The organism is Caulobacter sp. GW821-FHT10E02 (assembly GCF_059415225.1).
On sequence record NZ_JBWKMV010000003.1, the window covers coordinates 837319 to 850270 of the forward strand.

General features: G+C 69.1%; 12 protein-coding genes. 5 read left to right on the top strand and 7 right to left on the bottom strand.

Annotated elements, in window-relative coordinates:
• Nucleotides 1–60: 60 nt before the first annotated feature.
• From AC07NI_RS19145 to AC07NI_RS19170, 6 genes are all read right to left on the bottom strand, one after another.
• Entirely contained in the window at nucleotides 61–744 is a 684-nt protein-coding gene (locus AC07NI_RS19145) for a Crp/Fnr family transcriptional regulator (protein WP_494621988.1), read from the bottom strand.
• Nucleotides 745–1057: 313 nt separating this feature from the next.
• Entirely contained in the window at nucleotides 1058–1558 is a 501-nt protein-coding gene (locus AC07NI_RS19150; RefSeq protein ID WP_494621990.1) for a pyridoxamine 5'-phosphate oxidase family protein, read from the bottom strand.
• A gap of 214 nt (nucleotides 1559–1772) precedes the next feature.
• Nucleotides 1773–2432: an SH3 domain-containing protein gene (locus tag AC07NI_RS19155; RefSeq protein ID WP_494621992.1), complete on the bottom strand. Its 660-nt coding sequence runs from the start codon at nucleotides 2430–2432 to the stop codon at nucleotides 1773–1775.
• Between the two features lie 121 nt (nucleotides 2433–2553).
• Entirely contained in the window at nucleotides 2554–3681 is a 1128-nt protein-coding gene (locus tag AC07NI_RS19160) for an acyl-CoA dehydrogenase family protein (RefSeq protein WP_494621994.1), read from the bottom strand.
• The gene (locus AC07NI_RS19165; RefSeq protein ID WP_494621996.1) at nucleotides 3681–4340 is read right to left on the bottom strand and encodes a 2-hydroxychromene-2-carboxylate isomerase; all 660 of its coding nucleotides are present in this window, start codon (nucleotides 4338–4340) and stop codon (nucleotides 3681–3683) included. Before AC07NI_RS19165 ends, AC07NI_RS19160 begins: the two co-directional genes overlap by 1 nt.
• Nucleotides 4297–5505 carry an acyl-CoA dehydrogenase family protein gene (locus tag AC07NI_RS19170; RefSeq protein ID WP_494621997.1) on the bottom strand — a complete coding sequence of 403 codons (1209 nt, stop codon included), beginning with the start codon at nucleotides 5503–5505 and terminating at the stop codon, nucleotides 4297–4299. Before AC07NI_RS19170 ends, AC07NI_RS19165 begins: the two co-directional genes overlap by 44 nt.
• Before the next feature lie 174 nt (nucleotides 5506–5679).
• Here AC07NI_RS19170 and AC07NI_RS19175 point away from each other — a divergent pair, with 174 nt between their 5' ends.
• Nucleotides 5680–7338 carry a phosphatidylglycerol lysyltransferase domain-containing protein gene (locus AC07NI_RS19175; protein ID WP_494621999.1) on the top strand — a complete coding sequence of 553 codons (1659 nt, stop codon included), beginning with the start codon at nucleotides 5680–5682 and terminating at the stop codon, nucleotides 7336–7338.
• On the opposite strand, the gene AC07NI_RS19180 is transcribed toward AC07NI_RS19175, so the two are convergent.
• A complete protein-coding gene (locus AC07NI_RS19180; protein ID WP_494622001.1) occupies nucleotides 7335–7550 on the bottom strand; it encodes a hypothetical protein in 216 nt (71 codons plus the stop codon). The genes AC07NI_RS19175 and AC07NI_RS19180 overlap by 4 nt on opposite strands.
• Before the next feature lie 209 nt (nucleotides 7551–7759).
• Between AC07NI_RS19180 and AC07NI_RS19185 the strand changes: the two genes are divergently transcribed.
• From AC07NI_RS19185 to AC07NI_RS19200, 4 genes are all read left to right on the top strand, one after another.
• A complete protein-coding gene (locus tag AC07NI_RS19185) occupies nucleotides 7760–10738 on the top strand; it encodes a peptidoglycan-binding protein (RefSeq protein WP_494622003.1) in 2979 nt (992 codons plus the stop codon).
• A gap of 68 nt (nucleotides 10739–10806) precedes the next feature.
• Complete coding sequence (locus AC07NI_RS19190; protein ID WP_494622005.1) at nucleotides 10807–11730, top strand: sulfite exporter TauE/SafE family protein; 924 nt, start codon at nucleotides 10807–10809, stop codon at nucleotides 11728–11730.
• Entirely contained in the window at nucleotides 11727–12488 is a 762-nt protein-coding gene (locus AC07NI_RS19195; protein ID WP_494622007.1) for a TIGR02186 family protein, read from the top strand. The genes AC07NI_RS19190 and AC07NI_RS19195 overlap by 4 nt, the downstream gene beginning before the upstream one ends.
• Nucleotides 12489–12490: 2 nt before the next feature.
• Nucleotides 12491–12952: a DUF3429 domain-containing protein gene (locus AC07NI_RS19200; RefSeq protein ID WP_494622009.1), complete on the top strand. Its 462-nt coding sequence runs from the start codon at nucleotides 12491–12493 to the stop codon at nucleotides 12950–12952.

The window sequence follows — 12952 nt, forward strand, 5'->3', positions numbered from 1 at the left end:
GGAGAAGGTCGGCGATAGGCTGAAAACAGAAACCCCGGACCGCAGGTCCGGGGTTTTCCTTTACTTGAACGAAGCCGGCAGCAGCCGCTCGTACCCTCGGCGCACCGCGCCGTAGCACTCGCAGGTCATCGCCTCGAGGCCCGAGCGGTCCAGGATGTCGACCACGCCGCGGCGATAGCGGATCAGGCCCTTGGTCTGCAGCGAGCCGGCCACGGCCGTGACGGTGGTGCGCTGGACGCCCAGCATGTCGGCCAGGAACTCCTGGGTCAGGCTGATGGTGTTGGTGTCGATACGGTCGTGGCACGACAGCAGCCAGCGGCAGAAGCGCGCCTCGACCGCGTGCAGGGCGTTGCAGGCCACCGACTGGATGGCGTGGCCGAACAAAGCCTCGTTGTGGCGGTCGACCAGGTCGCGCAGCGGCGCGCTGCGTTTCCAGACGTCGTGCAGCGGACCGGCGGCGATGCGCAGCGCCGAGCCGGGAGCCTGGACGATCGCCCGGCTCAGCGACTGGCGCGGAGCCACGGCGGCCATCAGGCCCAGGGCGCCTTCACGGCCGATGGTGGCAGACTCGATCGCCGCGCCGTTCTCCATCAGGGTCATCAGCGAGATGACGCAGTCGTTCGGGAGATAGACGTGATCGATCAGGTCGCCCGGCTCATAGAGCAGGCGGCCCTTGTCGAGATCGACCGTGGACAGATGAGGCGCGAGGAGGGCCCTGTCTTCGGACGGCAATGCGGATAGCAAGCGGTTCTTCAAGGTCGCTAACGGCCCAGTCATGCCGAATCGAACGCCGTCTCACGGCAAGGGTTGCAAGCTATAGGTTGGGACGTTGCTGTGCGCCGTCGCTTAGCCGACACAATCCAGTCAGGATGGTCGCAAAAACAGAAGAGTCCATGAAACGGTCTGTTTTTCGCCATCATTTGGCATATCGAATGTCTGTCGGGTTGCCGACATAATTACTCAGTCAAGGCACGCCGCAACTTGAGGTGATCTGAAGCGGGCAAAGAAAAAGCCGCCCTCGGAAAGGGCGGCTTGAAGTGGGTCGGGGGAGGAGGGGTCAGGACAGGGTGACGTGGTCCTGGCGTCCGACATCCGGGCGTTCGCCGGTGAGGTTGGCCTTGGCGATCTCCCAGGCGACGCGCACCGCGCCCTTCGAGGCCCAGGTCTGGGCGTCGGCGAGGTCGAAGCGGATCAGGGTCAGGTTGGGATCGTCCTTGCCGCGTGGGAACCAGGCGGCGGCCATCGGGGTCCAGAAGCGCTCGATGCGCTCGCGGTCGCGATCCTCGGACAGGCGGCCGCCGATGCAGGCCTGGAACTCCTGGTCCTTGGCCTGGATGATGAACATGGCCTTGTCCTCGCCGTCGCGCACGGCCTTGAGCAGGTCGTTATCGTCGCTGGCGAAGAACCACAGGGCGTTGTCTTCGGGTTCGGCGAAGGCGGTCATCGGCTGGAAGTGGCCGCCGGTGGCCGGCACGCCCAGCATGCCGAAGCGGGCGTGGTCGATTTCCTTCCAGAGGCGGCGCTCGGCCTCGCCCTGGTCGTGAGTGGCGTCTTGCATGGGAGGTCTTCCTTGCGATCGGGGAATCGCAAGGAAGAACCGTCGGCGCAGGCGGCGGTTCCTACGCCCCAGGTCGCCGAACCGAACCCGGGGACGGGAGGGGCTCGGACGATCTGGTCCCACGTGCGAGCCCCCGTCAGCTACCCTGAAGGCGAAGGTTCGTACGCCGGGGGCTTCTTGGGACCGCACCGCCGAGCGGTCCCGCCGTTCGAAACTATTGCGGCTTGGCGAAGGCCGAGGACATCCAGCCCCGGGCGCCGTTCTCGTCGTCGACCTCCATCCAGACGCCGTTGCGCTGGCCGGTCGGATAGACCGTGCCGCCGGCCTTGACCTTGCCGACGATCGCACCGGTGGGCGAGGCGGCGCCGCGCAGGGTGACCTCCTGCGTCGTGGCCAGCAGGTTCGGCGAGGCCGCCGCGGCCGGGGCCGAGGTGGTCATGGTGGTCGAGACCTGGGTGACGGCGGCTGCGCCGCACTTGCCCTGGTAGAGACCGCCCATGACGGCGCGGCGCTGCTGGGCGACCTGGATATTCTGGGCCTCGCGCTGGGCCTTGGCGGCGGCCGAGGCCTTGGCCTGGGCGGCTGCGGCGTTGGCGAACATGCCCAGGCCCGGGACGCGGCCCAGGGCCCCGCTGTAGAGCGCGGCGTTGACGCCCAGGCTGGCGGCGGTCTCGGCCCCGCGCGCGCCGGCCTCGGCGCTGGCGATGGCGTTGTTGGAGACGCCCATCATCTGGTCCATGCGGACCATCTCGGCGTTGATCTGCTCGCAGCTCATGGTCGCGTCGGCCGGATAGCTGAGCTGCAGCTGGGCGTGGGCAGACGTGGCGGCGAGGGCGAGGCCTGCCGCGGCGAAGATGGCGATGGTCTTGGTCATGATGGCTCCCCTGGACGGAAGCCGTCTAAAGGACCCGCTCCCCGCGAGACCCCGGTCCGTCAGTACGAGAACGACGGTATCCGGGGCTCGCGGGGCGGGCCTATCCCCAGGTCTGGGGGTGTTAGAAACCCATCAGGCGGGCGTAGCGGTCGCGGTGGAAGCTGGCGCCGCCGAACAAGGCCTCGGTGACGCGCGCGCGCTTCATGAACAGGCCCGCATCGTGGGCGTCCGTCATGCCGATGCCGCCGTGCATCTGGACCATCTCGTTGGAGGCCAGGTGCACCAGCTCGCTGGCCTTGGCCTTGGCGAGGGATGCGAGCGCGCGGGTGTCGCCGCCGGCGTCGAAGGCTTCCAGCGCGGCCTCGACGCACGAGCGGGTGGTCTCGATGTCGGTGAACCACTTGGCGGCGCGGTGCTGCAGGGCCTGGAAGGTGCCGATGACCTGGCCGAACTGCGTGCGGGTCTTGATGTAATCCAGCGTGATGTCGAAGGCGGCCGAGGCGCTGCCCAGCATCTCGGCCGCCAAGCCGGCATAGGCGCGGTCGAGAACCGGCTCCAGCACCGCCCAGCCTTTGTCGACCTCGCCCAGCACGGCATCAGCCCCGACCTCGACGCCGTCGAAGGCGATCTGGGCCGCGCCACGCGAGTCGAGCAGCGACAGGTGGGTGCGGGTCACGCCCGGCGCGTCGCCGGCGACCAGGAACAGGGTCAGGCCCTCGGTCCCCGAACCGCTGGTGCGGGCGGCGACGATCAGTAGGTCGGCGGCTTCGCCGTCCAGCACCAGGGTCTTGGTCCCGTTCAGCACATAGCCCGAGGCGCCCTTGGTCGCGGTCAGCGCGGTGCGGGCCGGGTTGTGGTGCGAGCCTTCGTCGATGGCCAGGGTAGCGACGGCCTCGCCGGTGGCGATCGTGGGCAGCCAGGCCGACTTCTGCGCGTCCGAGCCACCCAGCTGCAGCGCCGAGGCCCCGATCATGGCGGTAGAGAGAAGCGGGGAGGCGGCAAGGGTGCGGCCGGTCTCTTCCAGGATCAGGCCGAGGCCCAGATAGCCGAAGGCCGAGCCGTCATAGTCTTCGGGCACCACGACGCCGGCCCAGCCCATCTGGCCCATCTCGGCCCAGGCGGCGGGATCGAAGCTCTGCTTGGACTTGCCGTCGCGCAGTTTGCGGAGAGCCCCCACGGGGGCGCTTTCGCTGGCCCAGCCCTTGGCGGCGTCGCGCAGCATCGTCTGTTCTTCGGTCAGGACGGCCATCAGGCGTGCTCCCTGGATTGATGACGGACGGCCCAGTCGAGGGCCTGTTCCAGACGGTCGTTGCCCCAGAAGAGCTCGCCGTCGGCGGTGAGGAAACTGGGCGCGCCGAACAGGCCGCGCTCCTTGGCCATGCGGACATGGTCCTTCAGCAGGGCCTTGATCGGAGCGGATTGGGCGGCCGCCAGGACGTGCTCGGGACCCGCGCCGACCTCGGCGATCAGCGGGGCCAGGACCTCGGGACTGCCGATGTCCTGGTCGTCGACGAAGTTGGCCTGGTAGACGGCGCGGCTGAACTGCGGCGTCCAGCCATCCTCCAGCCCGACCAGCGCCACGCGGGCGGCCAGCAGGCTGTTGCGCGGGAACTGGCTGGGGTGATGCAGGGGCAGGCCCTGCTGGTCGCAGACCCGCTCCAGGTCCCGCCACATGTACTCACCCTTCACGGGGAAGGCGTTGAAAGGACTGTCGTTCAGGCCCTGCTGCTCATGGAACAGCGGGCCGACGATGAACGGCCGCCAGGCCACGGCCACGCCCTTGTCGGCGGCCAGGCGCTCGATGCGCATGGCCGCCGGATAGGAGTAGGTCGAGGCGAACTCGTACCAGAACTCGATCATCTGCTTACTGATGATCCAGCAGGCCGAGGACGCGCTTGGCGACGACATTGAGGTTCACCTCGCTGGTGCCGCCCTCGATCGAGTTGCCCTTGGCGCGGAGCATGGCGCGCGGGGCGGCCAGCTCGGCGGCGCTGAAGCCTTCGCCCTCCCAGCCCAGACCCTGGAGGCCGAGGGCCTCGACCAGCAGCTCGGTGCGCTCCTGGTTCATCTTGGCGGCGGCGTATTTGATGATCGAGACGGCGGCGCTGGGGCCCGAGCCCTGCTTGGACTCGGTCTCGGCGCGGCGCACGGTCAGCATGAAGGCGTGGGCGTCCATCGAGTGGGCCGCGAGGCGGGCGCGGAAGTCGCCGTCGGCGATCCGGCCTTCGCTGTCGACGCCGATCTCCTTCTTGGCCGCCTCGACGGGGGAGAGGCCGCCGCCGCCGCCGAAGCCCGAGGCGCTGATGTTCTGGCGCTCGTACTGGAGGAGACGCTTGGCGATGTCCCAGCCGCCGTTCAGCTTGCCGACCAGCTGCTCCTTGGGGACCTTCACATTGTCGAAGAAGGTCTCGCAGAAGGGCGAGGAGCCGCTGATCAGCTTGATCGGGCGGGCCTCGACGCCGGGCGAGGTCATGTCGAACAGCACGAACGAGATACCCTCGTGCTTCTTGGTCGTATCGGTGCGCACCAGGCAGAAGATCCAGTCGGCCTGGTCGGCGTAGCTGGTCCAGACCTTCTGGCCGTTGATCAGGTAGTGGTCGCCCTTGTCCTCGCACTTGGTCTGCAGGGCCGCGAGGTCGGAGCCGGCGCCCGGCTCGCTATAGCCCTGGCACCAACGAATCTCGCCGCGCACGATCTGCGGCAGGAAGCGCTGCTTCTGCTCCTCGGTGGCGTATTCCAGCAGCACTGGGCCCAGCATCCAGATGCCGAAGCTCATCAGGGCGGGGCGGGCCTTCAGGCGACGCAGCTCCTGCTCCAGCACCTTGTTCTGGCCCTTGGAGAGGCCGCCGCCGCCGTATTCCTTGGGCCACATCGGGGCGGTCCAGCCCTTCTCGGCCATGCGGTCGAGCCACAGCTTGGCGTCCGGGTTCTTCCAGACCATCCGACGGCCGCCCCACGGGGCCTCGTCCTCGCTGCTCATCGGCGCGTTCAGGGACGGCGGATAGTTGGCCTCGAGCCAGGCGCGGGTCTCGGCGCGGAAGGCGTCGAGCTCGGTTCCCCCGAAATCGGCCATCGTCTCATCTCCCTAAGCGGACGGTTATTGGCCGACACACTACGCCGCCGAGCGCCGGCGGCAAGTCGATTCAAACGATCGTTCGCATCTTGTCCGGCGCCCATGTCACGCTTTGCGCGCTATACGAGGGCTCGCTGTTGGATCCCGCAGGGGATTCGTCACTTCGGGATCTGGATGTCCTCGACAGTTTTCAGGCCCGCGGCCCTGGCGATCGCCCCGACCCTGGCGGCGATCCTGACGGCGTCGGCCGGCGTCATGCTGCTGGCCTCGGGGGCGACGCCGTCCGAGCCGACCCGCTTCCTGCTGCTGCTGGCCTTCGCGCCCGACCTGCTGATCGAGATCAGCCACTTCTTCTCGTCGATCCTGGGCCTCGTGCTGCTGCTGCTCGCCTTCGGCCTGCGCGCGCGACTGGGCGCGGCCTGGTGGGCGGCGCTGGTCGTGCTGGCCGCCTCGGCGGTGCTGGCGATCTTCAAGGGCCTGAACTGGGAGGAGACGGCGCTGCTGACCGTCTGCTTCCTGTCCATCGTCCCGTTCCACGACGCGTTCCCGCGCAAGGCGGCCCTGACCAAGATGGAGGTCACGCCGGGCTGGCTGCTGTCGGCCGGCGCGGTCGTCCTGGGCGTGGCGCTGCTGGGCTGGTGGTCGTTCAACCACACCGAATATGTCGACAAGTCCTTCTTGCGGGTGCTGCAGGACGATGAGCTTCGGGCCATCCGCTCGTCGGTGGCCGCCGCCATCGTGCTGCTGGCCGTCGGCGTCTGGCGCCTGATCGCCACCGCCGCCACGCCCGCCGTGGTCGACGACACCGATCCGGACTTCGACCGCGTCCGCGCCATCCTGGCCAAGGCCCAGGACGCCGAGCCCAGCGCCAACCTGGCCCTGCTGGGCGACAAGCGCTTCCTGTTCTCGGCCTCGGGCGAGAGCTTCCTGATGTTCGGCGTCCGTGGTCGCTCGTGGATCGCCTTGGGCGCGCCGATCGGCAAGGACGAGGAGCGCATGGAGCTGTTCTGGCGCTTCCGCGAGCTGGCCGACGCCCACGCGGCGCGCGCCGGGTTCTATGGCCTGGGCCCCGACGACCTGCCCGACAGCGTCGACCTGGGTCTGGCCATCCAGAAGACCGGCGAGAGCGCCGCCGTGCCGCTGGAGGCCTTCAGCCTGGTCGGCCGCCGCCGTGAGGTCCTGCGCCGCAACTGGCGCAAGGCCGGGGAGGGCGGCGCGGCCTTCGAGGTCCTGCCGGTCGGCGCGGCCATCGCGATCATGGACGAGCTGCGCGGCATCTCCGACGCCTGGCTCAGCCACCACGCCGGCGGCGAGAAGAGCTTCTCGATGGGCGGCTTCGACCCGCGCTACGTGGCCGAGTTCCCGGTCGCGGTGGTGCGCGGCGAGGAGGGCAAGATCGTCGCCTTCGCCACGATGTGGCTGACGGCGTGCAAGACCTCGTTCTCGATGGACCTGATGCGCTACTCCGACGAGGCGCCCAAGAACGTCATGGACTACCTGTTCGTCGAGCTCCTGCAGTGGGGCAAGGACGAGGGCTACCAGGCGTTCGAGTTCGGCATGGCCCCGCTGGCCGGCCTGGAGGATCGCCCCCTGGCGCCGATCATGTCGCGCGTCGGCCGGCTGCTCTACGAGCGCGGCGAAGAGATCTACAATTTCCAGGGCGTGCGGCGGTACAAGGACAAGTACGACCCCGTCTGGCAGCCGCGCTACATTGCCGCGCCCCACAAGTGGGCCATCCCTTTCCTGCTCGCCGACATCGGTCTGCTGTCCTCGGGCGGCATGTCGGGGCTCACCAAACGGCCCAAGAAGGCCCCCGCGACTCCTGCGACCTAGTAGCGCTGCTGGTTGCCGGTCTGCACCCCCAGCAGGTTGAACAGGTGCACCAGCATCAGCATCAGGCCGACCACGCAGACCATCATCAGCGGGCGCCACGGAATCATGCGCGGACCCTTGAGGACGTTGATCGGACGCGCCCCACGCCACCCGCAAATGAGTGCAAGCGCAAGGAACACAACCGCGGCGGAAATAGTTAATGGTAGGTCCATGGCCGCTTCTAAGCCTGCGACAATCCGCCTGGCAAATGGTTAACCCGCGTTAACCCTCTTGCGTTTTAACCACGCTACAGAACCTTGGGACTCCGTTCCGATTCCTCCACAATGAATCGTCCGGCCACAACATCTGGCGTTTTGGTCGCGTTTACACCCCAGGAATCGGTGACTAGCGTTTTCCTCAGATGCGAGGAGATCGATTCGCAATGACTGCGGCGTCGCCATGGAGCGTTAAGGGGATCGACCCCAAGGCACGAGAGGTCGCTAAAGACCTCGCGCGTCGCTCCGGCATGACTCTCGGCGAATGGCTCAATCGCATGATCATCGAAGGCGATGGTCAGGCGGCGGACCAGTTCGCGGATCGTGAAGAGGCGCCCAACCGCGCCTATCTGGAAATCGTCAAGGACGACGCTCCCCCGCGCATCGAGATCGCCGAACACCCGGCGGACGAGGTCGGCCGCGTGGCCGTGGCCCTGGACCGCCTGACCCAACGCATCGAAGCCGCCGAAGGCCGCAACGCCGCCGCCATCTCCGGCATCGACCATTCCGTCCGCGATGCGCTGACCCGTCTGGGCCAGTCCGAGCGCGAGCAGATCGCCGTGGCCGCCCGCTTCGAGGGCGCGGTCAACGAGCTGAAGACCGAACAGGCCCGCGCCGTCGAGCGCACCCGTCGCATCGAGAGCGAAGCCGCCGGCCCGCGTTCGGCCGAGGCTCTGCGTGCGCTGGAAGGCGCGCTCGGCAAGGTCGCCGGCCACCTCTATGACGGCGAGGCTCGGACCCGCGAGGCGATCGCCGCCCTGGAAGCCCGCGTCAACGAACAGACCGCCCCCGCGCCGCAGGATCCGACCGCCCTGGTCGACGCCGTCGTGGCCCGCCTTTCCGAACGCCTGGAAGCCGCCGAGACCCGCACCAGCGAGGCCCTGCGCGAGATGAGCTCGTCGTTCTCGGCCCTGGACCAGCGCATGGGCGCCGTCGAAGGCGCCAACCCGACCGCCGGCGTGCAGGAGCGCCTGGACAGCCTGGCCGTCAGCCTGACCCAGAAGATGGAAGCCGCGCGCCTGGAAATGGCCGCCAAGCTGAAAGAGTCCGCCGACGGCCGCTTCGACCGCATGGAGCGCAAGCTGGGCGAGATGGCCGCGCACGTGCAGGCCGCCGAGCAGCGCTCGGCCCAGGCCATCGAGCGCATGGGCCGTGAAGTGGTCGGCGTCGCCGACGCCTTCAACCGCCGCGTCCAGGCCGCCGAGAGCCGCAACGCCGCTGCCATCGAGCAAGTCGGCGGGGAGGTGGCGCGCATCGCCGCCACCGTCGAGCACAAGCTGAACCGCAACGACAGTGTCCAGGCCCAGGCCCTCGAGAAGCTGGGCAGCGAGATCGCCCGCATCACCGAGAAGCTGGCCGAGCGTATCGGCAGCGCCGAGCGCCGCAACGCTCTCGCCATCGACGATGTCGGCGAACAGGTCGCCCGCGTCACCGATCGCCTGAACCAGCGCCAGGAACGCTCCAGCCAGGAGCTGGTCGACCGCATCCGCCAGAGCGAGGAGCGCACGCTCCGCATGCTGGAAGAGGCGCGCGACAAGATCGACACCCGCCTGCACGACGCGGCCCGCAAGCTGGAAGCCGCCCCGGCGCCTGCACCGGCTCCGGCTCCCACGCCCGCCCGCGCCGCGCCGGCCCCGGCCATCTCGCCGTTCGACGACCCCTATTTCGGCCAATCGGCGTCCTTCAGCCAATCTCCTTCTTACGGTCAGGCGGCCTCGTTCAGCCATTCCGACGACGACCAGGACGTGTTCGAAGCGCCCGCGGCTCCGTCGCGCGCCCCGAACTTCGAGATCGCCGAGTTCCCGGCTCATGAGCCGGAAGAGCGCACCTTCGCGCACGACGACTACGCCATGGCCGACGGCTTCGAGCCCGAGGAAGAGCCGCGCTACGAGGTCGAGCCGGACGTGTCCGACTTCGCCCCGGCCCAGCCGGCCCGGCCGATGTCGACCCGCGACATCATCGAGCAGGCCCGCGCCGCCGCGCGCGCCGCCGCCGCTTCCGACGCCAAGACCCTCGGCAAGGCCAAGCCCGAAAAGAAGGGCAAGGCGCCGAAGGCCCCCAAGGCCGAGAAGGCCGCCTCGTCGTCGCTGTTCAGCGGCTTCGGCTTCGCCAAGAAGTCCAAGAAGAGCTTCGGCGCGACCGCCGCCACCGCCGTCATGGTGTTCGGCGGCGCCGGCGCCCTGGGCGCCATGGTTGGCGGCTTCCTGCTGCTCAGCGCCGACGGCAGCGGGGCCACCCCGACGCGCGTCGCCGAGGCCATCGCCGGCCGCAAGGCCGACGTCGAGGTCACCCGTCCGGAAGCCGACACCACGCCGGGCGCGCCGCGCGCCGCCGTGGCCCTGGCCACCGGCGCCACGCCGGTCCCGGCCGAAGGCGCCGCTCCGGTCGCCACCGACAACGCCAAGGCCCTGTTCGAGGACGGCGTGCGAAAGATCGAGACCGGCGACCGCACGGGCCTCGACACCCTGCGCAAGGCCGCCAACGGCGGTTACCCCGCCGCCCAGTTCTACCTCTCGAAGATGTACGAGGGCGGCAAGGGCGGCCTGAAGCAGGACATGCCCGAAGCCCGCCGCTGGAGCGAACGCGCCGCGGCCGGCGGCGACCCGCGCGCCATGCACAACCTGGCGCTCTACTATTTCAAGGGCGAAGGCGGTCCGCGCAACTCGACCACGGCCGCCACCTGGTTCCGCAAGGCCGCCGACACCGGCCTGGTCGACAGCCAGTTCAACCTGGCCCAGCTCTATGAGAGCGGCCTGGGCGTCAACACCAACCCGGCCGAAGCCTACAAGTGGTACGTGATCGCCGGCCGTTCGGGCGACGCGACGGCCCGCGGCCGCGCCAACGCCCTGCGCGCCCAGCTGACCGCCGAAGCCCAGCAGACCGCCGACCGCTCGGCCCTGGCCTTCCGTCCGCAAACCCAGACCCAGACGGCCAGCCTGGCGACGGTCGCTCCGGTCGCCAACGGCAACCTCGGCGTGGCCCAGAAGGTGCTGTCGCAGCTCGGCTACTACCAAGGCCCGCGCGACGGCGTCGCTTCGCCGGCCCTGCGCATGGCCATCGCCGCCTACCAGCGCGACCAGGGCCTGCCGGCCTCGGGCGCCATGGACGGCGAGACCCTGAACCGCCTGTCGGTCTACGCGCGGTAACGCGTTGACGCACAAGGCCTCGACCGGCAATCAGGGATATCCCTGACGCCGCGAAGGCCGCGCGAGCTTTGCACTTCTACCTTCCCATCGCCGAGGTGTCGGTGAACGCGCTGCTGCTGGTGGTGCTGGGCGGGCTCGTGGGCTTCATCTCCGGCATGTTCGGCATCGGCGGCGGCTTCCTGATGACGCCGGTGTTGGTGTTCATGGGCATCCCGCCGGTGGTGGCCGTGGCCAGCGAGGCCAACCACGTCGCCGCCTCGTCGGTCTCCAGCGTCATCGCCTACAGCAAGAAGCGGTCGGTCGACTTCCGCATGGGCGGGGTGCTGGCCTGCGGCGGGGCGATCGGCTCGTTCATCGGGGTCGAGGTGTTCCGCTGGCTGCGCCTGATCGGCCAGGCCGACTTCGCCGTGTCGCTGTCCTACCTGCTGTTCCTGGGCGTGATCGGCGGGCTGATGCTGACGGAGTCGGTCGGTACGATCCTGCGCCGACGCAGCGGCCAGCCGCCCAAGCCGCGCCGCGACCGCCGGCCGGCGCTGCTCTACGCCCTGCCGTTCAAGGTCCGCTTCCCGCGCTCGCGCCTCTATATCAGCGTCATCCCGCCGATCCTGTTGGGCGTATTTGTCGGCATCCTGTCGGCGGTGATGGGCGTGGGCGGCGGCTTCATCCTGGTGCCGGCCATGATCTACCTGCTGCGCATGCCCGCGCCGGTGGTCGTCGGCACCAGCCTGTTCCAGATCGTCATCACCACCTCGCTGACCAGCGTGCTGCAGGCCGGCCGTAACCAGACCGTCGACATCGTGCTGGCGACCTTGCTGCTGATCGGCGGGGTGATCGGCGCGCAGCTGGGGGCGCGCGCCTCGGGCCGGTTCCGCGCCGAGGAGCTGCGGGCGCTGCTGGCCCTGCTGGTGCTGGTCGTCGGCCTGCGCATGGGCGCGGACCTGTTCATCAAGCCCGCCGAAGCCTTCGTCATCATGACGGGGACGGCGCGATGATCCCGCTCGTTGAGGCTCCTCCCGCGCCGGCCGTATCGGCTGCTCTGACCGACACCGAGATCCGAGTCAGCTCCGGCTTCCGGGGCGCGCGCATCGTGCTCTACGGCGCGGTCTTCGATCCCAAGGACCGGCCCAGCGACATCGTCGTCATCGTTCGTGGACCCGACACCCCGCTGCGCATCGCCCGCAAGACCCAGGTCGCGGGCCTGTGGTTGAACAGCCGTCCGGTCGTGTTCCGCGGCGCGCCGGGCTTCTACCGCGTGGCCTCGACCCGCAGGCTGCAGGACATCGCCGGCTTCGCGCCGCTGCGCCATCTGGGAGCTGGTCTGGAGCACCTGGCCATCGCCGCGCCGATGGAGCAGCGGGTCGAGACCACCTACGGCGTCCGCGACGTGGTGGTCAGCCGCCTGGGCGCCGACTATCTCGACTGGCGGCGCGCCGTGCTGCGCCTGAAGGAGAAGGCCGGCCTCTACGCCGCCGACCCGCAAGGCGTCCGCTTCGTCGACAAGGGCCTGTTCCGCGCCCAGCTGGACCTGCCGGCCGAGGCCCCGATCGGTCAGTACTCCGCCCGTATCGTGCTGTTCCAGGACGGCAAGCCGGTGTCGATCCGCGACCGCGCCTTCGTCGTCGAGAAGGCCGGCGCCGAGCGGGCGCTGTATGTCTTCTCCAAAGATCGTCCGTGGACCTATGGGCTCGTGTCGGTAATAGTCGCGCTCGGGGCAGGGTGGGCGGCTTCAGTCGCCTTCCGAAGGAGTTGAGCATGAACGAGTCCGCGGGCGGGCGGACGCCGGTGCCACCGGCGGTATGGGTCTTTGGTCTATCGACCCTCATTCCCTTTTTCGTTTCGTCGGTGCTGTTCTGCTACGGCCCCGACAGCATCCAGAAGTCGTCGCTGCTGGCCCTGCTGGCCTATTCGGCGGCCATGGTCTCGTACTTTGGCGGCGTGCGCACGGGCCTGGAGATCGAGAACCCCAGCCCGCGCTGGTCGGTTCTGGGCATCTCGCTGCTGTTCCCCCTGTCGGGTTTTGGCCTGCTGCTGGGCGAGCTGAAGTTCGAGCCGGCCTGGCAGCTGTCAGGCTTCCTGCTGGTGTTCCTGCTGCAATGGGTCTGGGACGTGACGGATCACGACGGCCCCAGCTGGCGGCCCCGGATGCGGACGCTGATGACGGCCGGCGCGGCGATCTCGCTGGCGTTCGCCCTGGAGCAGGCGCTGCATATGTAG

Coding starts and splice junctions, on each gene's coding strand:
- AC07NI_RS19150 (WP_494621990.1), bottom strand. CDS start 1,558: ATGCAAGACGCCACTCACGACCAGGGCGAGGCCGAGCGCCGCCTCTGG.
- AC07NI_RS19155 (WP_494621992.1), bottom strand. CDS start 2,432: ATGACCAAGACCATCGCCATCTTCGCCGCGGCAGGCCTCGCCCTCGCC.
- AC07NI_RS19160 (WP_494621994.1), bottom strand. CDS start 3,681: ATGGCCGTCCTGACCGAAGAACAGACGATGCTGCGCGACGCCGCCAAG.
- AC07NI_RS19165 (WP_494621996.1), bottom strand. CDS start 4,340: ATGTCGTCGCCAAGCGCGTCCTCGGCCTGCTGGATCATCAGTAAGCAG.
- AC07NI_RS19170 (WP_494621997.1), bottom strand. CDS start 5,505: ATGGCCGATTTCGGGGGAACCGAGCTCGACGCCTTCCGCGCCGAGACC.
- AC07NI_RS19175 (WP_494621999.1), top strand. CDS start 5,680: ATGTCCTCGACAGTTTTCAGGCCCGCGGCCCTGGCGATCGCCCCGACC.
- AC07NI_RS19180 (WP_494622001.1), bottom strand. CDS start 7,550: ATGGACCTACCATTAACTATTTCCGCCGCGGTTGTGTTCCTTGCGCTT.
- AC07NI_RS19185 (WP_494622003.1), top strand. CDS start 7,760: ATGACTGCGGCGTCGCCATGGAGCGTTAAGGGGATCGACCCCAAGGCA.
- AC07NI_RS19195 (WP_494622007.1), top strand. CDS start 11,727: ATGATCCCGCTCGTTGAGGCTCCTCCCGCGCCGGCCGTATCGGCTGCT.
- AC07NI_RS19200 (WP_494622009.1), top strand. CDS start 12,491: ATGAACGAGTCCGCGGGCGGGCGGACGCCGGTGCCACCGGCGGTATGG.